Below are 18576 nucleotides of genomic sequence, written 5' to 3' on the forward strand. Positions count from 1 at the left end.
CCCTACCGCGCCTGCCAGTTGGGCGTGCGCTTCTCCACGAACGCGCGCGGCCCCTCCAGCGCATCCTCGGTGCGGGTGACCCGCTCCCGGAACGTCTCGGCCAGGATCTCCCCCTCGTGCAACGGCAGATCCAGCGTCTTGTGGATGGCCAGGCGGGTACCCCGTACTGCCAGCGGCGCATTGAGATTGACCGTGTCGGCGATCTCGTGCGCACGCGCCAGCAGCTTCTCGTGTTCGACGATCTCGGTGATCAGCCCGAGTTCGTAGGCCCGCTGCACCGTCATTCGCTCGTGCTTGCCCATCAGCGCCATCCGCAAAGCCACCGACCGGGGCAGTGCCTTGGCCAGGCGCACCATCTCGCGCGCGGCGACCAGGCCGATGCTGACATGTGGGTCGAAGAAGGTGGCCCTGTCGGAGGCGATGACGATATCACCGGTGGTCACCCAATCCAGCCCTGCGCCACAACAGATTCCGTTGACGGCGACGATGACCGGTTTGGTCATGGTCCGAAACGGTGGGGTGCCCTCCTGCGGGGCCTCCCACTGTTCGTAGGTGGACAGGTACGGGCGTTCGTTGAGCACCTTGCCGTCGCCGGGGATCTCCTTGACATCGGCGCCGGTGCAGAACGCCCGCCCGTTGGCGGTGACGATCATCAGCCACACGTTGTCGTCGTCCTCGACTCGCTGATAGGCCGCCCGCAGTTCGGTGATCATGTGCGGCGACAACGCGTTCAGCGCGTCGGGCCGGTTCATGGTGATGGTGGCCTTGTGGCCGTCGACGTCATAGGTGATCGTGTCGTAGCTCATGATTCCTCTCAGCGTCCCTGGAAGTCGGGGTCGCGGCGTTCCCGGAACGCGGCCAGGCCCTCTTTGAAATCGGCGGTGCGGCAGGAGAGTTCCAGATTGGACAGCTCTTGATTCATGGACTGGGGCAGAGTGGCGTGCTGGCCGTAGGCGATGGCCTGCTTGGCCAGCCCGATGGCGACCGTCGGTCCACTGGAAAGCCGGGCCAGCAGCTCATCGGCGGCGGTCTCCACCTCGTCGGCGGGCACCGCGCTGTGGATCAGCCCCCAGTCGGCGGCATCGGTGCCGCTGACCTTCTCGCCGAGCAACAGCATCCGCTTGGCGCGGGCCACGCCGGCCAGCCGAGGGAGCAGCCAGGTGGAACCCGAATCCGGGCTGAACCCGCGGGAGATGAACGGCTCCCAGAAGGTGGCTCCGGTGTCGGCGACGGTGAAGTCCGCGGCCAGGGCCAGGTTGCAGCCCAGACCGACGGCCCAGCCGCGGACAGCGCAGACCACCGGTAGGTGGATGGTGGCGACGAGTTCGATCAGCCGATGCGCGGTGTGCGGGATGCGCCGGACCAGGTCGCCGGTGCGGGGGCGCTCCCCGGAACTGTTCGTGGACACCCAGTCCGCACCGGTGCAGAAATGGTCACCGGCGCCGGTGATGAAGAGGGCGCGCAGCGAATCGTCGCTGGCGGCAGCAGTCAGTATGCCGACCAGATCGTCGATCATCTGGTGGTCCAGGGAATTTCGGCGTGACTGCCGGTCGAGCGTGATCCGCAGGACGGAGTCTCTGCGGGAGGTGGTCACCGAACCGTCGCTCACCTGGCACCCGGCCTTTCCTCATCCATACAGTTGCCCATACAGTAGGCGATGCGGTTACTATCTTGTACAAGTTAGCAAGGAAAGGTCGTCGATGGAAGGACGCGCCCGGCGCATCCGGCAGCCACGGGTTGCCGAGATCGTGGCGTCCAAACTGCGCGACGACATCCTGTCCGGGCGGCTGCGCGCCGGTGACATCCTGCCCACCCAGGAGAACCTGTTCTCCGAATTGGGCGTCAGCCCACCGGCGCTACGCGAGGCGATCCACCTGCTGGAGACCGACGGCCTGGTCTCGGTGCGGCGCGGCAACATGGGCGGCGCGGTGGTGCAACTGCCGTCTGCGGAACGCACGGCGCACATGATCGGCATGGTGCTGCAGACCCGCGCCGCCACGCCGGCCGACGTCAGCGGTGCCCTGCTGCACCTGGAGCCGATCTGTGCGGGCATGTGCGCGGCCCGTGCGGACCGGGCTACCGAGGTGGTGCCTCAGCTACAGGCCGAAATCGACACCCAGGCAGCCCAGTTCGCCGATACCGCGCAGTATGTGCGCAATGCCCGCCGCTTCCACGAGGTGCTGGTGGCGCGTTGCGGAAACGAACCGATGATCCTGCTGATCGGCTCGCTGGAACTGATCTGGTCCACCCACGAGTCGGCGGTATGGGGCGACGATATGCACGAAGGCACGATGCGTGCCGCGCTACGCGATCATCAGCGTCTGCTCGACGCCATCGCCGACGGCAACGTCGCCCGCGCCACCAAACTGGCCGCCGACCATCTCACCGCGGCCCGGCGGACCACGCTGGCCGCCGGAACCGACAAAACGATTGAAGCGAGGCTGATTTCGCATGACTGACGACCGGGTGCTCTTCGAGGTCGATGCGGATCACCGCATCGCCACCATCACCTTCAACAACCCGAAGCAGCGCAACTCCTATGACGCGGCCATGCGCGATGAGATCGCGCGCCACCTCGATACCGTGGCCGACGACGACGACATCACCGTGGTGCTGCTGCGCGGCGCCGAGGGCGTGTTCAGCACTGGTGCGGACATGAACAATGCCTATGGCTGGTATGGCGATGAGCGCTCGCGCGAAGAGCAAAGTGCTGGAGCCAAGGAGTCCGCACCCAGGAAATCCCGGCCCAGCCAGCGCCGCCGACTGACCGTGGACCGCAAGTCTTTCGACTTCTATCACAACTTTCTGGGCTTCCCGAAGGTCACCGTCGGCGAGATCAGCGGGTACGCGCTCGGCGGCGGATTCGAGATGGCGCTGATGACCGACATCTCGGTGATCGCCCGCGATACCAAGATCGGGATGCCCGCCACCCGCTTCCTCGGTCCGGCGCTGGGCAGCCTGCACATGTTCTTCCACCGGCTGGGTCCGGTGCTCGCGCGTCGCATGCTGCTCACCGGTGACATCATCGAGGCCGGCGCCGTGGAGCACCTCGGGGTCTTCACCGACACCTGCGATGCCGACAAGGTCGCGGCCCGGGCCCGGTACTGGGCGCAGAAGGCCGCCAAGATGCCGGCCGACGGCGTCGTCATCGCCAAGGAGGCGTTCCGGTGGGTCGAGCAGAGCCAGGCCTATGCGGGCGAGGAGGTGGCCAGCTACATGTTCCACGCTTATGGGACCAACCTGCAGTTCTCGCCGGGAGAGTTCAACTTCGTCAAGACCCGTGCCCAGCACGGGACCAAGGAGGCGTTCCGGCTGCGTGACGAGCATTTCCACGTGCCCGAACCGCAGTAGCCAACCCCGCAACGGAGCGCCTACAGTGGGTGCTACGTTTACATAAACACTGGATATCGTAAAGGCGGAAAGACATGCCCCAACCCGTGATCGTCGGTGCCGCCCGCACCGCCATCGGCCGGTCCTTCAAGGGGACCCTGGTCAACACCCCGCCTGAGGTGCTGCTCGGCGCGGTCCTGCCCGAACTGGTCCGGCGCGCAGGCATCGATCCGTCGGCCCTCGACGACATCATCATCGCCGAGTCGCATTACGGCGGCGGCGACCTGGCGCGGTACGTCGCACTGTTGTCGGGTTTCGAGAATGCACCCGGGCAGGCGGTGAACCGGCACTGCGCGGGCAGTCTGACCGCCATCGGCAATGCGGCGGCCCAGATCGGCTCCGGGATGGAGCGCTCGCTGATCGCCGGCGGTGTGCAGTCGCTGTCGATGACGCCGCTGATGAATCAGCGTATTCCCGGCCCGGAACTCAAGTTCGAGGAGCGTTGGCTGCCGCCCATCCACCCGGAGGCTCCGGATGCGCCCTCCCGGGACATGTCCATCACCGTGGGATGGAACACCGCGCAGTCCTACGGACTGACCCGCGAGGAACTCGACTCCTGGGCGGCGCGCTCGCATCAGCGCGCGGTCGCCGCGCAGGATGCGGGCAAGTTCCTCGACGAGATCGTGCCGCTCAAGGTGACCCAGCCCGACGGTTCGGTCATCGAGTTCAGCGTCGACGAGCACCCGCGGCGCGACACCACCGTGGAGAAGCTGGCCGGCCTCAAAGTCCTGCACCCGGAGATCGAAGGCTTCTCCATCACCGCGGGCAACAGCAGTGGCACCAATGATGCTGCCGCTGCTGTCGCGGTGGTCGCCGACGACTACGCGGCCGCGGAGAACCTCAATGTGCTCGCCAAGGTGCGGGCGTGGGGTTCGGTCGGCGTGCCCGCCAAGGACACCGGACTCGGCGGCGTGAAGGTGATCGGCAAGGTTCTCGACCGCGCCGGGCTCAAGCCTTCCGACGTGACACTGTGGGAGATCAACGAGGCGTTCGCCTCGGTGCCCGTGGCGGCGGTGCGCGAGTACGGCCTCGACGAGGAACTCGTCAACTTCTCCGGCAGCGGCTGCAGCCTGGGTCATCCGATCGCCGCCTCCGGCGCGCGGATGGTCACCACCCTGATCTACGAACTGCAGCGTCGCGGCGGCGGTATCGGCGTGGCGGCGATGTGCGCCGGTGGCGGTCAGGGCGGCGGCCTGGTGATCGAGGTCTAAGGGCTGAGTTACCCGGTGGACTTGCCCCGGCCCTTCGGGGCCGGGGTTTTCGCTTTTCGGCCGCTCTCGAGCCGGCGGCTCGCATGCTCCAGGATGCAGTCCAGGCCGAACTCGAAGTTGTTCTCGTCGGAGGCCCCGAAGCTGTGGCCCTCGCTGGTCACCTGCGCCAACAACGGCGCGACCTCCGGATCGATGACCATCCTCTGGTCATAGGCGCCCGGCCCTTCTTCGCCCGTGTTCTTCTCCGCGAGGCGCTGCAACACGACCGAACCCCGGACGTGCAGCGTGACAGCCGAGTAGGTGTCGAAGGCATCTTCGGCGCTCAATCCGGCCTCGACCAGTCCTGAGATCGCCTTCTCCATCTCCAGCACACCGAGTTTCGCGGCGCGCGGGCTCAGCGCGGCGCGGATGAGGATCAGATCGCACAGGATCGGATTGCCGGTGAAGGTCTTGCGCATGGTGCGAGCGTGGTTGCGCAGCGTCTCGCGCCAGTCCTTGGCCTCCACATACGGGGTGGCGAAGACGTACTCGCTGAGCGCGCGATCGGTCATCGCGTTGAGCAGGTCGTCCTTCTTGCGGAAGTACCAGTAGATGCTGGTGACGCCGACGCCCAGATGCTTACCGAGCAGCGGCATGCTGAGGTTGTCGATCCCGACCTGCTCGGCGAGTTCGAAGGCGCCCTTGATGATGTCGTCGGGGTTGATCGACCCGCGCTCGCGGCGCTGTCGTTTCTCGGCAACCGGTTGCTTCGCCACGGCGGGCACCTCTTTCGCGATCGATGCTGCGGTTCACTTTCCGGGGCCGGCCAGTGAACCGTCAAGCTTACCGGTAGCCATACCGTCGACGCCGGTACGCGCGTTCTCGGGTGGGCTATACGGCGCTCTCGGCCGGCTACCGTAATGACTATAGTAATGTTTTCCGGTATCTGACCCGCCCCATTGTTCAGCTGAATGCGAGGACCCGAGAGTGGCCGATGAAATCCTGACCGAGCGCCGGGGCCGCACCCTGGTCATCACCATCAACCGGCCCGAGGCGCGCAATGCGTTCAATCTGCCGGTGGCACAAGGCCTCGCGGCCGCGATGGATGAGCTCGATGACAGCCCGGAGCTGTCGGTGGCGATCCTCACCGGCGCCGGCGGGAACTTCAGCGCCGGGATGGACCTGAAGGCCTTCGCTTCCGGCGAGCTGCCCTATGTCGAGGGGCGCGGTATCGGCTTCACCGAGCGGCCGCCCCGCAAACCCGTCATCGCCGCCGTCGAGGGCTACGCACTGGCCGGCGGCACCGAGATGGTGCTGGCCACCGACCTCATCGTGGCGTCCCGGGAAGCGAAGTTCGGTATCCCCGAGGTCAAGCGCGGGCTGGTCGCCGGCGGCGGGGGACTGCTGCGGTTGCCACACCGGATCCCGTATCAGAAGGCGCTGGAACTCGCGCTCACCGGTGAGAACTTCACCGCGGAACAGGGTTTCGCCTGGGGCTTCGTCAACAAGCTGACCGAGCCCGGCGAGGCGCTCGCGGGCGCGCTGGAACTCGCCGAGAAGATCACCGCCAACGGTCCGCTGGCGGTGGCGGCGACCAAGGAGATCATCGTCAAGTCCGGCGAGTGGAGCCGCAGCGAGATGTGGCAGAAGCAGAACGAGATCATGGGTCCGGTGTTCGGTTCCAAGGATGCGATCGAGGGTGCCACCGCGTTCGCCGAAAAGCGCAAGCCGAACTGGTCCGGGAGCTGATCGTCGACGAATAGGGCGGCACAATGGATCTCGGGTTCGCCGGTGCGGCAACCGTCGTCGTGGGCGGTGGCCGTGGCATGGGCTTCGCGACGGCGCAGTGCCTGGCCGATGACGGGGCCCGGGTGGCGATCATCGGACGCTCGGCCGAGGTGCTCGACGCCGCCGCGGCGGATCTGGCCCTGCGGGGGAGTCCGGACGCCGTGGCGATCGTCGCCGATATCGGTGACGACGCCGCGGTGCGGCGGGTCTTCGCCGACCTGGGTGAGCGCTGGGGCGGGGAGCTCAACGCACTCATCAACACCGTCGGCCCCGGCGCGGCAGGCAACTTCGAAGAGCTGACCGACCGGCAGTGGCAGGAGACCTTCGACGCCGGGCTGTTGGGCATGGTGCGCTGCGTGCGGGCCGCACTTCCGTTGCTGCGCAGGGCGCAATGGGCGCGCATCGTGAACTTCTCGGCGCACTCGACGCAGCGGCAGAGCACCCGGCTGCCGGCCTACACCGCGGCCAAGGCGGCGGTGAACAGCGTCTCGAAGAACCTGTCGCTGCAGTTGGCGCCCGACGAGATCATGGTGAACGTGGTGTCCCCGGGCAGCATCTCCTCGGAGGCGTTGCTGGGCTGGGCCCGTTCGGTGGGTGTGGACGGGAGCGACCCGTATGCGTTGATGTCAGCCATCGACGAGCACTTCGGTCATCCCGCCCACCTGCCGCGCGCCGGACTGACCAGTGAGATCGGGCCCGTCGCCGCGTTTTTGGCGTCCAGACGCAACTCCTACATGACGGGCGCCAACATCAACGTCGACGGCGGTAGCGACTTCATCTGATTTCGTCGAGTTTTCGCTGGTCGCGGCGCATCAGGGCACTTGCGGAATGCACTACCGATAGGTATACAGTAAGTATGCTTCAGCGGGAGGTGGGTGACCGGTGACCATCGCCGACAGCGTGGGTACTGATGCCGTGCTCTACGAAATCGCGGCGGGTGGCGTCGCCGTCATCACGCTCAATCGCCCGGAGCGGCTGAACTCCTGGGGGGCCGATATCTCCCGGGGGGTCTATGCGGCCTTCGACCGCGCCGAGGCCGACGATGCGGTGCGGGCCATCGTGCTGACCGGCACCGGCCGCGGATTCTGTGCCGGCGCCTACATGGGCGCCATGCAGGATCTCGGCGCGTCGATCAGCGGGGACACCGATGTCAGCAAGATCGTCGGTGAACGACACCCGCACTTCCTGACCGCCCTGCGCAAACCGGTGATCGCGGCCATCAACGGTGCCTGCGTCGGTATCGGCCTGACCCATGCGCTGATGTGCGATGTGCGGTTCGCCGCCGCCGGCGCCAAGTTCGCCACCGCCTTCCCGCGGCGCGGACTGATCGGCGAGTACGGCATCACCTGGATCCTGCCCCGGTTGGCAGGTTGGGGTGTGGCGGCGGACTTGCTGCTGTCCGGGCGCACCTTCCTCGCCGACGAGGCCGCCCAGCTCGGCCTGGTCAAAGAGGTTGTGGCGCCGGAAGATCTGCTCCCCACCGCCCTGGCCTACGCCGAGGATCTGGCCCGCAACTGTTCACCGGCGTCCATGGCGGTCATCAAGCGCCAGCTCTACGGCGACGCGAACGACGCGGTCACCGACGTGAGTGCGCGTGCCGAGACCCTCATGCACGAGTCCATGGTGCGACCCGATCTGGTCGAGGGCATCACCGCGTTCTTCGAGAAACGGCCGCCGAACTTCCCTGCATTGAAACAGCTTTGAAAGGTTGACTGACATGTCTGACACACCGGAGCGTCTGCCGTACCTCGCCGTCGACGTCGACAACCACTACTACGAGCCGATCGACGCCTTCACCCGGCACCTGCCCAAGGAGTTCAAGAGCCGCGGTGTGCAGATGGTGCAGGACGGCAAGCGCACGCTGGCGGTGTTCGGCGGGACGGTCAACCACTTCATTCCCAACCCCACCTTCGACCCGATCATCGAGCCGGGGTGCCTGGACCTGCTGTTCCGCGGCGAAATCCCCGAGGGCGTCGACCCCGCGTCGTTGATGAAGGTCGACCGGCTCTCCGAGCATCCCGAGTACCAGAACCGCGACGCCCGGCTGCAGGTGCTGGACCGTCAGCACCTCGAAACGGTGTTCATGCTGCCGACGTTCGCCTGCGGTGTGGAGGAAGGGCTCAAGCACGATATCGAGGCCACCATGGCCTCGGTGCACGCCTTCAACCTGTGGCTGGACGAGGACTGGGGCTTCGAGCGGCCCGACGGACGCTTCATCTCCGCGCCGATCATCTCGCTCGCCGATCCCGTGAAGGCGGTCCAAGAGGCCGAATTCGTCATCGGCCGGGGTGCCAAGTTGGTCTGCGTGCGCCCGGCTCCGGTGCCGGGGGTGGCCAAGCCGCGGTCGCTGGGGGACCCGTCACACGACCCGGTCTGGGCCCGGCTGGCCGAGGCCGGCGTCGCGGTGGTGTTCCATCTGTCCGACTCCGGGTACATGGCGATCCCGGCGCTGTGGGGTGGCAGCGGGGTGTTCAAGGGATTCGGCAAGCGCGACCCGCTGGACATGGTGATCATGGACGATCGCGCCATCCACGACACCATGGCCTCGATGATCGTGCACCAGGTATTCACCCGGCACCCCACGCTGAAGGTCGCCAGCATCGAGAACGGCTCCTACTTCGTCTACCGGCTGATCAAGCGCCTCAAGAAGGCGGCCAACAATGCGCCGTACCACTTCAAGGAGGACCCGGTGGAGCAGCTGCGCAACAACGTCTGGATCGCGCCGTACTACGAGGACGACGTGAAGCTGCTGGCCGCCACCATCGGGGTGGACAAGATCCTGTTCGGTTCGGACTGGCCGCACGGCGAGGGCCTGGCCGACCCGACCACGTTCACCGCCGATATCCCGCAGTTCCCCGAGTTCAGCCTCGAGGACACCCGGAAGGTGATGCGTGACAACGCACTCGAACTGCTCGGTGACGTCACCCGCATCGCCCCCGGCGTCTCGCACCTGGTGTCGGTGTAGCCACCGCAATGACCGAATGGACCATCGGCGCCGTCATCGACGCGATCGCCCAGGCAGTCCCGGACCGGGAGATGACGGTGTGCGGCACTCGGCGCACCACCTTCGCCGAGAGCGCGGACCAGACCCGGCGGCTGGCCAACTTCCTGGCCGGGCGCGGACTCGGCGCACACCGCGAACGCGATGAACTGAACCGGTGGGAGTGCGGGCAGGACCGCGTCGCGCTGATCATGCACAACGATCAGTATCCGGAGATGGTCATCGGGTGCCTGAAGGCCCGCACGGTGCCGGTCAACGTCAACTACTACTACTCGCCGGGCGAGGTCGCCGACCTGCTGGCCTACCTGCGGCCGCGGGCGATCATCTATCACCGCTCGCTGGGCGCCACGTTCGCTTCGGTACTGCAGGCCGATCTGCTGATCTCCGTCGACGACGGCGACGGGGACGGGGACGGGGACGAACTTCCCGGTGCGGTGCGCCTCGATGATGCGCTGGCCCAGAGCGATTCGGACTGTACGGCGGTGCCGTCGCCGGATGATCTGCTGATGATCTGTACCGGGGGCACCACCGGCCGGCCCAAGGGTGTGCTCTGGCGCCAGGGTGACATCTACGTGTCCTCCATGAATGGGGCCGACCACGACGAGGTCGGCGAGATCCACGACAAGGTCGCCCATGCCGGGCCGCCGTGGTTCGCCGTCTCACCGCTGATGCACGCGGCCGGTTTGTGGACGGCCTTCTCCGGATTGCTGTCCGGGCAGACCGTCGTATTGCACGACACCAAGCCGAAGTTCGATCCGCGCAACGTGCTGGAGACCGCGGAGCGCGAGAAGGTCGGGCTGATGACCATGGTCGGCGACGCGTACGCCGCCCCGATCGTCGACGAACTCGCAACGCGTTCCTATGACTTGTCCTCGATGTTCGCCATCGGCACCGGTGGCGCGGCCACCAACCCGAAACATCAACGGGCCCTGCTGGATCACCTCCCGCAGATCACCATCATCAACGGCTTCGGTTCCTCGGAGACCGGCAACATGGGTTTCGGGCACACCCAGCGCCAGACCGACACCGCCGACACCTTCCAGTTGCGGCCCGGTGGTCTGGTGCTCGCCGAGGACTACACGCGCTTCCTGGAACCCGGTGAGGCCGAGGTGGGCTGGGTGGCCCGCAACGGACGGATACCGCTGGGGTACTTCGACGACGCCGACGCCACCGCCAAGACCTTCCCCGAGGTCGGCGGCCAACGGGTGGTGATCTCCGGGGACCGGGCGGCGCTGGACTCCGATGGCAGCCTGCGGCTCTACGGCCGGGACTCGCTGGTGGTGAACACCGGCGGGGAGAAGGTCTTCGTCGAGGAGGTCGAGGCGGCCCTGCGGGCGCACCCCGGCGTCGTCGATGCCCTGGTGGTCGGCAGGCCCAGTGAGCGGTGGGGCGAGGAGATCGTCGCGATCGTGGCGCTGCACCCGCACGCCACGATGACCGCAGCGATGTTGCGCGAGCACAGCTGCACGGTGCTGGCGCGTTTCAAGGCGCCCAAGGATGTGCTCTTCGTCGAGCAGGTCCGCAGGCTCGGCAACGGCAAGGCCGATTACCGGTGGGCGAAGAATGTGGCGTCTGGAGAGGTGCGGGTATGACCCACAAAGTGATCGACTGCCTGGCCAATGTGCATTTCGGCGAGACGGAGCAGCAGCCCACCTTCATGACGAAGGTGCGCGACGACTACTTCAAGGGCCCGACGTCCATGTACGACCCGATCGACCTGGCGGCGCTGCTCGACGAGATGGATACCCACGGGGTGCGCAAGGCGATCCTGATGGACTCACTCGCCAAACCCTCGGTGACGGCGCGCACATTCGTCGAGTCCCATCCGGAGCGGTTCGCGCTGGCGATGGGCGGAGTCAACCTGCTGCGGCCCATCCCGTCGCTGCGCGAACTGGCCGCCATCACCAAAGACCTACCGGTCGCCTACACCGTTGTCGGACCAAGCTTCTGGGCCGACGGTCAGTATCCGCCCAGCGACGCGGTCTACTACCCGCTCTACACCAAATGCGCCGAGCTGGAACTGCCGCTGTGCGTCAACACCGGCATGCCCGGCCCGCCGATCCCGGGTGAGGTGCAGAACCCGATCCACCTGGACCGGGTGTGCGTGCGTTTCCCCGAGCTGAAGCTGTGCATGATCCACGGGGCGGACCCGTGGTGGGACGTCGCGATCCGGATGTTGCTCAAGTACCAGAACCTGCGGCTGATGACCTCGGCGTGGTCACCGAAACGGCTGCCGGACAGCCTGTTGCACTACATGCGTACCCGCGGGCCGAACAAGATCATCTTCGCCTCGGACTATCCGGTGCTGCGGATGGAACGCGTGGTGCCCGAGGCGCGGGCACTGGATCTGCCGGCCGAGGTGCTGGAGAACTACCTCTACCACAACGCTGCCGAGTTCTTCTTCGGCGAGAACGAGGGGAGCTAAACCATGGACCGCTACGAATTGCGCAGGCTGGACTACAGCCTGACCGAGGACCACAAGGACCTGCAGGCCGCGTACCGGCAGTTCTTCAAGACGCATTCCGATATCGAGACCGTGCGCGCCGCCGAGGCCGGTGGATTCGACAAGAGTCTGTGGGAACGGTTGTGCAGCATGGGCGCAACGACCATGGGCCTGCCCGAATCGGTCGGTGGTGACGGGGCCACGCTGGTCGACCTCACCCTGGTCGCCGAGGAGATCGGCCGCTACCTGGCTCCGGTACCGTGGATCGACCACGTGGTGGCCGCGCGGCTGCTGGCGCGCCTGAGCGCGCTGGCCGGTGATGACGCCGACGGCATCGTCGCGGGCACGACGTTGGTCGCGCTGGATGCACAACAGGTGGCGCCCTGTGGCCCGCGGCTGATTCCGGCCGGGGCGATTGCCGGGCAGATCATCGTCCGCGACGGTGACGACGTCGTGCAGCTCGGCTACTCCAGCCCGCCGGCCAAGGTGGACAATATCGGCAAGTTGCCGATGGCCTGGGTGGACCCGGCCGCGGCCGACAGCCGCGTGGTGCTGGCCAGTGGTCCCGGCGCCCTGGCTGAATATCAACGGGCACTGGATGAGTGGCGGCTGCTGACGGCGGCCGCGCTGGTCGGCCTGGTCGAGGAGACCATGACCATCGCCGCGGAATTCGCCAAGTCCCGCTACACCCTCGGCGTGCCGATCGGCACCCTGCAGGGCATCTCGCACCCGCTGGCCAATATCGCCATCACCGTGCAGAGCGGCCGTGGGCTGGCCCGGCGCGCGGCCTGGTTCCTCGACAACGAACCCGCGGAACGGCCCGAACTGGCGCCGTCGGCGTTCGTGTTCATGGCCGAGGAGGCCGCCAAGGCCGCCACGATGGCGGTGCACGTACAGGGCGGGCTCGGGGTGTCGGCCGAGGCCGCCGCCACCGCATACCTGGTCCGGGCCCGCGGCTGGGCGCTGGCCGGCGGCGACCCGGGCGCCACCGCAGTACACATCGCGCGGATCGTCACCGCGCGCGAAACGGCAGGGGTGTAAGAGTCATGGATTTCTCAGCAGTCGAACTGTCCGCGGAAGACAAGGCTTTCCAGACCGAGGCCCGTGAGTTCCTGGCGAGCGTGGTGACCGAGGACGTCATCCGCCGCGACCGCGAGACCGGTGACAACTTCGATGAGGGCGTGCATCTGGCGCTCGGCGCGGCCGGGTACCTGGAGAAGGAATGGAAGACCGAGGCCGACGGCGGGTTCAGCCGGGTGCGGCGGCGCATCTGGGAACTGGAGAAGCGCCGCGCCGAGGTGCCGTGGGTGACCTGGGGTACCACGTCGATGGTGGCGCGCTCGGTGGCCAAGTTCGCCCCCGACGAGATCCGCGATGAGGTGCTCCGCGGTGTCTTCGACGGCACGGTGCGACTGTGCCTGGGCTACACCGAGCCCGAGGGCGGCTCCGATGTCGCCACCTGCAAGACCCGCGCGGTGCGCGACGGTGACCAGTGGATCATCAACGGTTCCAAGATGTTCACCACCGGCGCGCACAACTGCTCGTACACCTTTCTGATCACCAACACCGATCCGGACGCCCCGAAGCACAAGAGCCTCACCATGTTCCTGGTGCCGCTGGATCTTCCCGGCGTCGAGATCCAGGGCATCCGCACCGTCGACGGTGACCGCACGAACATCGTGTACTACTCCGATGTCCGCGTCGACGACACCTACCGCCTCGGTGAGGTCAACGGCGGCTGGACGGTGGTGCGTGAACCGCTGGATGCCGAGCACGGTGCGGTCGCGGCCGCCGACGACGGGCTGGCCGACGTGGCGATCATGGCCCATCAGGCCGGTTTCATGATCGAGGCCGCCGACAACGTCGCCGCCGTGGTGCAACGCTCGGGCGCCATCGAGGACGCATCGGTCGGATACCGCCTGGGCCGCAGCATCGCCCGCATCGAGGCATCGCTGTCCGCCCCGAGCATCTTCGGCCGGGTCGCGCTGGCCCAGACCATGCGTGATGTCGCACCCGACCTGATGGACGTCGCCGGGTCGGTGGCCGCACTGCCGATCGGCGCCGAGGGCGGTTTCGATGACCGCAGCGAGTACGTGTACCGGTTCGCGCCGCTGGTGGGGATCTACGGCGGGACGCTCGAGGTGTTCCGCAACATGATCGCCCAGCATGTGCTCGGGCTGGGTAAGCCCAACTACTCGGCGCCCAAGGTCAAGGCCTCGTAGCGCCGAAACTGTATTCCGGAAGGGAAACTGCGAGCAGCAGCCCTCCGGAATACCGTTTCGGCGAAGGTCAGGCGCGGGCCAGCACCGGTGGCTTGACGGCCTCGGGGTCCGGGTTGGCGATCGGGAGGCCCATGAACCGGCGGGCGTTGTCACCCATGAAATCGTAGGTGCGCCGGACGTCCATGCCCTCGGCGTAGCGCCAGAAACCCTTGGGCTCGGTAAGCCCCTCGGGATGCGGGTAGTCCGACCCGAACAGCACCTTGTCCCAGCCGACGGTGTCTACCACATCGGAGACGCAGCCCTCCCAGAACGGGCTGACCCAGATGTTGCGGCGGAACACGTCGTGCGGATGTTCGGGGAAGTTCTGCGGCATCTTCTTCTGCAGATCCTCGAAATCGTGGAACAGCGGGTAGATCCAGCCGCTGCCGTTCTCCACGCTGGCGACCCGCAGTCTGGGGAAGCGGGTGAAGGTTCCGTGGCAGATCAGCGCGGTGATCATATCGGCGATCTCGCGGTGCCCCAGCACCATCCAGCGGAAGGCGCTCTGCGTCATGAAGTTCTGGGTGTACGGCGGTTCCCACTTGCCGACGTAATCGTCCAGCGGTGGATAGCTGGCGTGCAGCACGATCGGCAGACCGGCCGCCTCCACATCGCGCCAGAACGGGTCGAACTCCGGAAGCGCGGGGGAGCGCCAGCCGTGCAGACCGTTCACCGGGCCCGGTTTGATCAGGGCCACCTTGGCGCCGTTCTCCAGCAGCCAGGCCAACTCACGCTGGGCGGCGTCCACCTCGGACAGGTTGATGATCGGGGTGGTGAACACCCGGTTCCGGTAGTTGAAGGACCAATGCTGAGAATCCACTCGTTGAGTGCGTGCACGATGGCCAGCGTCAGCGCCGGGTCATCGGCGCTGGAATGCTCGACCAGGCTGCCCAGCGTCGGGTAGTTCAATGCCTCGGTGACGCCCTGACGGTCCAATTCCTTGACCCGCGCCTCCGGCGTGCGGGTGGCCTCGGGCGCCTCGATGGCCTTGCCCTGCATCTCGCGCAGCGTCAGGCCCTCGGTGTTCTCCCCGGCGAAGAACTTCTCATGAGCCCCCGGGGCAGCCACCCGCTCGAACGTCGGGTTCGGGATGAAATCGGTGACCCGGTTGTTGATCACGATCCTGGTCTGCCTGCCGAACTGCGCGTACTGCACTGCCCGGCTGTACTTCTCGGGCAGGAACTTGATCAGCGCATCGGCGGTTTCGTACATGTGCTGGTCGGCATCGAAGATCGGTGCGTCCCGGAACTGCTCGGTCATCGGTTACCTCTCAGAGGGTCAGGACGGTGGCACCCGCGGTGCCGGGCGCGCCGTAGAGCTGGGCGAAACCGACCTTGGGTTCGCCGGGAACCTGGCGATCACCGGCCTCGCCGCGCAGCTGGCGCACCAGTTCGTGGATCTGGCGCAGCCCGGACGCGCCGATCGGTTCGCCGTTGGCGATCAGGCCGCCGTCGGTGTTCACCGGCAGCGCGCCGCCGATCTCGGTGGCACCGTCGGCCAGCAGCTTCTCCTGGTCGCCGTGGGCGCAGAACCCGCATTCGGCCATGTGGATGATCTCGGCACCGGCGTCGGTGTCCTGCAGTTGCACCACGTCGACGTCTTCGGGTGCGACACCGGCCTTTTCGAATGCGGCACGCGCGGCGTACACCGTCGGGGCCACATCCTCCACCACCGGGGCGCAGGTGGTGTTCACCTCGTAGGCGCCGTAGCGGCGGGTGCGGACCTCGACGGCCCTCAGGTACACCGGTTTGGAGGTGTACTTGTGCGCCAGGTCGGCCCGGCACATCACCACCGCGGCCGCGCCTTCGTCGGGGGCGCAGAACATGTACTGGGTCAGCGGGTAGTTCAGCATGGTCGAGTTGAGGATGTCGTCCTCGGTGATGGGCTTGCGCCGGAAGGCGTTCGGGTTCAGGGCGCCGTTGCGCAGATTCTTGTTCGCCACCTTGGCCAGGGTGCGCGCCGAGATGTTGTGGTCGTGCAGGTAGCGGTTGGCCTTCATGCCGAAGAACTGGGTGGTCAGGTACTGGCCGTTCTCGGCGTACCAGGCCGGCATGCCGACCAGACCCGGATCCTCGGTGAAGGCGCCGCGCGGGTGCTTGTCCAGCCCGACGGCGATCCCGATGTCGTAGTCGCCGAGGCGGATACCGTCCGCACACACCTTGGCCGCACTCGCTGCCGTCGCGCAGGCGTTGAAGACATTGGTGAACGGGATGCCGGACAGCCCGACCATGCCCACGATGGCGTCCGGGTTGGCGACCGTCCAGCTGCCCCCGGTGGCGGCACCGATGTCCTTCCACTCGACCCCGGCGTCGTCGACGGCGGCGAAGATGGCGTCCACCCCCATCGCAAGAGCCGTTTTACCCTCGAACCGGCCGAACGGGTGCAGGCCGACTCCGATGATCGCCACGTCGTGCATCAGGCTCCCTCTACCGGTGCGAACGCGAAGGTGATCAACTCGTCACCGTCGGCGTCGGTCGCGAACGGAATCATGGTCAGTGCGACCTGCATGCCGAATGTCAGCTTGGCCGGGTCGTTCTCGGTGAGCCGTCCCTCGACCCGCAGTACATCTCCGAGCTGGACGAGCCCGACACCGAACGGCACGAAGTCCTTGCCGGTGGGTCCCTTGTAGGGCGGACCGGGCGGAAAGCCCTGGGTGGTCCAGGCGATCAGGGTGCCGCGCCGGGGCAGGTGCTCGGGGCTCATCGCGGCACTGCTGCAGCCGGGACAGCGCCGTTGCACCGGGAACGTCGTCGCGCCACAGGAGCCGCACCGGCTGCCGATCAGTGCGGGCTCGGCGTCGGGCCACGTCGAAATCTCTGCCGCCAGCGCTTTCTGCATTCAGGTCTCCTCGGGATCCGCGAACTGCTCGGGCCAACTGTAATTCTTACAGTAGTGTATCTGGTGGTCGCCTCGGTGGTGACGGATTGCGGTGCGGGAGGTCTTCTGGTGGGTGAGGTCGCGGCGGTCACGACGAGCGTGGACCTCGGGTACCGGGCGGCGGGCCGGGCCGAGACGCGGATGCTCATCGACGGTGAGCTGACCGCCGCGGTCTCCGGTGCCGAGTTCGACAATGTCAGCCCGGCAACAGGTTTGGTGCTGGGCAGCACCACGGCGGCAGGTCCCGAGGACATGGACCACGCCATCGGTGCAGCCCGGCGCGCATTCGATGACAGCGACTGGTCGACCAACCGCGCACTGCGGCAGCGTTGCCTGCTGCAGCTGCAGAGTGCCATCGAAGCCGAAACCGAACAGCTGCGTGAGGAACTGATCGCCGAGGTCGGATGCCCGGCCATGACGACGCAGAACGCGCAACTGGATTGGCCGCTCGCCGATGCGCTGCGCTACCCGGCCCGGCTGATCGACGAGTTCGAATGGGAGCGACGCCTCGACGGCGGCGGTCTGTTCGGCGAGCGCAACGCGCGCACCGTGGTCAAGGAGGCGGTCGGCGTCGTCGCCGCCATCACCCCGTCCAACTTCCCGATCGAAGTCATCCTCAACAAGCTCGGCCCGGCGCTGGCCGCCGGAAACACCGTGGTGCTCAAGCCCGATCCGAGCACCCCGTGGAATGCCACCCGGCTCGGGCGTCTGATCGCCGAGCGCACCGACATCCCGGCCGGGGTGATCAACGTGGTCCCCACCCCGTCCAATCAAGTGGCCGCGCTGCTCGGCACCGATCCCCGCGTGGACATGGTGTCGTTCACCGGGTCGACCGCGGTGGGCAGGCATCTGATGCGGGTCGGCGCCGACACCATGAAGCGCACCTTCCTGGAACTCGGTGGCAAGTCCGCGATGATCGTGCTCGACGACGCCAACCCGGCACACATCATCCCCGGTGCCATCGGCGCCTGCGTGCACGCCGGTCAGGCATGTGCGGCGAATACCCGGATGCTGGTGCACCGCAGCCTGTTCGACGAGGCCGTCACCACTGTGATAATGGCTTTCGGTGGCGTGCCCGTCGGTGACCCGGTGCTGCCGACCACCCTGGTGGGTCCGCTGATCAGTGCGGCCCAGAAGCAACGGGTGCTCGATGCCATCGACGGCGCACGGCGCGACGGTGCCGAGGTCGTCGTCGGTGGCGGCATACCCGCGGGGCTGCCCGACCACCTGGCCAATGGGCACTTCGTGGCGCCGACCGTGATCCTCGGCGCGCACCCGGGATCGTCCATCGCCCAGGACGAGGTGTTCGGCCCGGTGCTGGTGCTCATCCCGTTCGACGACGACGACGAAGCGGTGCGGCTGGCCAATGACAGCGCCTTCGGGCTGGCCGGCGCGGTGATGTCGAAGTCCCCGGAACGCGCCATGGGTATCGCCCGGCGGATCAGGACCGGAGCCATCGGCGTCAACGGCGGCATGTACTACGGCGCCGACGCACCGTTCGGTGGGTACAAGAACAGCGGCGTCGGGCGGCAGTGCGGTATCGAGGGCTTCGCCCAGTACACCGAGACCAAGACCATCGGGTGGCGACTGCCCCGTCAGGCCTGACGCGCCAGCCAGGGCGGCCAC

General features: G+C 67.1%; 17 protein-coding genes and 1 pseudogene. 12 read left to right on the forward strand and 6 right to left on the reverse strand.

Translation table 11 applies throughout. The features are described 5' to 3' along the window. Positions 1-2: 2 nt before the first annotated feature. Positions 3-806 carry an enoyl-CoA hydratase/isomerase family protein gene (locus C6A86_RS09310; RefSeq protein WP_199196155.1) on the reverse strand — a complete coding sequence of 268 codons (804 nt, stop codon included), beginning with the start codon at positions 804-806 and terminating at the stop codon, positions 3-5. A gap of 8 nt (positions 807-814) precedes the next feature. Further along, a complete protein-coding gene (locus C6A86_RS09315; RefSeq protein WP_105362951.1) occupies positions 815-1609 on the reverse strand; it encodes an enoyl-CoA hydratase/isomerase family protein in 795 nt (264 codons plus the stop codon). A gap of 91 nt (positions 1610-1700) precedes the next feature. Between C6A86_RS09315 and C6A86_RS09320 the strand changes: the two genes are divergently transcribed. From C6A86_RS09320 to C6A86_RS09330, 3 genes are all read left to right on the forward strand, one after another. Further along, positions 1701-2459 (forward strand): FadR/GntR family transcriptional regulator, encoded by a 759-nt coding sequence (locus tag C6A86_RS09320; protein WP_105362952.1) that lies wholly within the window; start codon positions 1701-1703, stop codon positions 2457-2459. Then, a complete protein-coding gene (locus C6A86_RS09325) occupies positions 2452-3351 on the forward strand; it encodes an enoyl-CoA hydratase/isomerase family protein (protein ID WP_199196156.1) in 900 nt (299 codons plus the stop codon). The genes C6A86_RS09320 and C6A86_RS09325 overlap by 8 nt, the downstream gene beginning before the upstream one ends. A 74-nt stretch (positions 3352-3425) precedes the next feature. Then, complete coding sequence (locus C6A86_RS09330; protein WP_105362953.1) at positions 3426-4601, forward strand: thiolase family protein; 1176 nt, start codon at positions 3426-3428, stop codon at positions 4599-4601. 8 nt (positions 4602-4609) lie between these two features. Here C6A86_RS09330 and C6A86_RS09335 read toward each other — a convergent pair whose 3' ends face one another. Then, positions 4610-5356, reverse strand: a complete 747-nt coding sequence (locus C6A86_RS09335) for a TetR/AcrR family transcriptional regulator (protein ID WP_105362960.1) — start codon at positions 5354-5356, stop codon at positions 4610-4612. Positions 5357-5567: 211 nt separating this feature from the next. Here C6A86_RS09335 and C6A86_RS09340 point away from each other — a divergent pair, with 211 nt between their 5' ends. The 8 genes from C6A86_RS09340 to C6A86_RS09375 all read left to right on the forward strand — a co-directional run bounded on the left by C6A86_RS09340 (position 5568) and on the right by C6A86_RS09375 (position 14034). Next, entirely contained in the window at positions 5568-6329 is a 762-nt protein-coding gene (locus tag C6A86_RS09340; RefSeq protein ID WP_105362954.1) for a crotonase/enoyl-CoA hydratase family protein, read from the forward strand. A 23-nt stretch (positions 6330-6352) separates the two neighbouring features. Further along, positions 6353-7150 carry an SDR family NAD(P)-dependent oxidoreductase gene (locus C6A86_RS09345; protein ID WP_105362955.1) on the forward strand — a complete coding sequence of 266 codons (798 nt, stop codon included), beginning with the start codon at positions 6353-6355 and terminating at the stop codon, positions 7148-7150. A gap of 100 nt (positions 7151-7250) precedes the next feature. Further along, the gene (locus C6A86_RS09350) at positions 7251-8072 is read left to right on the forward strand and encodes an enoyl-CoA hydratase (protein ID WP_105362956.1); all 822 of its coding nucleotides are present in this window, start codon (positions 7251-7253) and stop codon (positions 8070-8072) included. Between the two features lie 13 nt (positions 8073-8085). Continuing rightward, positions 8086-9333 carry an amidohydrolase family protein gene (locus C6A86_RS09355; RefSeq protein WP_105362957.1) on the forward strand — a complete coding sequence of 416 codons (1248 nt, stop codon included), beginning with the start codon at positions 8086-8088 and terminating at the stop codon, positions 9331-9333. An 8-nt stretch (positions 9334-9341) separates the two neighbouring features. Continuing rightward, positions 9342-10961: an acyl-CoA synthetase gene (locus C6A86_RS09360; RefSeq protein WP_105362958.1), complete on the forward strand. Its 1620-nt coding sequence runs from the start codon at positions 9342-9344 to the stop codon at positions 10959-10961. Continuing rightward, positions 10958-11794 (forward strand): amidohydrolase family protein, encoded by an 837-nt coding sequence (locus C6A86_RS09365; protein ID WP_311101094.1) that lies wholly within the window; start codon positions 10958-10960, stop codon positions 11792-11794. Before C6A86_RS09360 ends, C6A86_RS09365 begins: the two co-directional genes overlap by 4 nt. A gap of 3 nt (positions 11795-11797) precedes the next feature. Then, entirely contained in the window at positions 11798-12853 is a 1056-nt protein-coding gene (locus C6A86_RS09370; protein WP_105364925.1) for an acyl-CoA dehydrogenase family protein, read from the forward strand. A 5-nt stretch (positions 12854-12858) separates the two neighbouring features. Then, positions 12859-14034 carry an acyl-CoA dehydrogenase family protein gene (locus C6A86_RS09375; RefSeq protein WP_105364924.1) on the forward strand — a complete coding sequence of 392 codons (1176 nt, stop codon included), beginning with the start codon at positions 12859-12861 and terminating at the stop codon, positions 14032-14034. A 67-nt stretch (positions 14035-14101) separates the two neighbouring features. On the opposite strand, the pseudogene C6A86_RS09380 reads toward C6A86_RS09375, so the two are convergent. The 3 genes and pseudogenes from C6A86_RS09380 to C6A86_RS09390 form a co-directional block, all read right to left on the reverse strand. Further along, a pseudogene (locus C6A86_RS09380) lies at positions 14102-15333 on the reverse strand (amidohydrolase family protein). A 10-nt stretch (positions 15334-15343) separates the two neighbouring features. Next, entirely contained in the window at positions 15344-16489 is a 1146-nt protein-coding gene (locus tag C6A86_RS09385) for a thiolase family protein (protein WP_105364922.1), read from the reverse strand. Continuing rightward, complete coding sequence (locus C6A86_RS09390; protein WP_105364921.1) at positions 16489-16911, reverse strand: Zn-ribbon domain-containing OB-fold protein; 423 nt, start codon at positions 16909-16911, stop codon at positions 16489-16491. Before C6A86_RS09390 ends, C6A86_RS09385 begins: the two co-directional genes overlap by 1 nt. A gap of 180 nt (positions 16912-17091) precedes the next feature. On the opposite strand from C6A86_RS09390, the gene C6A86_RS09395 reads away from it, so the two are divergent. Next, positions 17092-18555 carry an aldehyde dehydrogenase family protein gene (locus tag C6A86_RS09395; protein WP_105364932.1) on the forward strand — a complete coding sequence of 488 codons (1464 nt, stop codon included), beginning with the start codon at positions 17092-17094 and terminating at the stop codon, positions 18553-18555. Positions 18556-18576: the final 21 nt, after the last annotated feature.

It is taken from the genome of Mycobacterium sp. ITM-2016-00316, from assembly GCF_002968335.2.
Taxonomy (GTDB): Bacteria; Actinomycetota; Actinomycetes; order Mycobacteriales; family Mycobacteriaceae; genus Mycobacterium.

Coding starts and splice junctions, on each gene's coding strand:
- C6A86_RS09345 (WP_105362955.1), top strand. CDS start 6,353: ATGGATCTCGGGTTCGCCGGTGCGGCAACCGTCGTCGTGGGCGGTGGC.
- C6A86_RS09375 (WP_105364924.1), top strand. CDS start 12,859: ATGGATTTCTCAGCAGTCGAACTGTCCGCGGAAGACAAGGCTTTCCAG.
- C6A86_RS09385 (WP_105364922.1), bottom strand. CDS start 16,489: ATGCACGACGTGGCGATCATCGGAGTCGGCCTGCACCCGTTCGGCCGG.
- C6A86_RS09360 (WP_105362958.1), top strand. CDS start 9,342: ATGACCGAATGGACCATCGGCGCCGTCATCGACGCGATCGCCCAGGCA.
- C6A86_RS09310 (WP_199196155.1), bottom strand. CDS start 806: ATGAGCTACGACACGATCACCTATGACGTCGACGGCCACAAGGCCACC.
- C6A86_RS09395 (WP_105364932.1), top strand. CDS start 17,092: ATGCTCATCGACGGTGAGCTGACCGCCGCGGTCTCCGGTGCCGAGTTC.
- C6A86_RS09365 (WP_311101094.1), top strand. CDS start 10,958: ATGACCCACAAAGTGATCGACTGCCTGGCCAATGTGCATTTCGGCGAG.
- C6A86_RS09320 (WP_105362952.1), top strand. CDS start 1,701: ATGGAAGGACGCGCCCGGCGCATCCGGCAGCCACGGGTTGCCGAGATC.
- C6A86_RS09325 (WP_199196156.1), top strand. CDS start 2,452: ATGACTGACGACCGGGTGCTCTTCGAGGTCGATGCGGATCACCGCATC.
- C6A86_RS09370 (WP_105364925.1), top strand. CDS start 11,798: ATGGACCGCTACGAATTGCGCAGGCTGGACTACAGCCTGACCGAGGAC.
- C6A86_RS09330 (WP_105362953.1), top strand. CDS start 3,426: ATGCCCCAACCCGTGATCGTCGGTGCCGCCCGCACCGCCATCGGCCGG.
- C6A86_RS09390 (WP_105364921.1), bottom strand. CDS start 16,911: ATGCAGAAAGCGCTGGCGGCAGAGATTTCGACGTGGCCCGACGCCGAG.
- C6A86_RS09355 (WP_105362957.1), top strand. CDS start 8,086: ATGTCTGACACACCGGAGCGTCTGCCGTACCTCGCCGTCGACGTCGAC.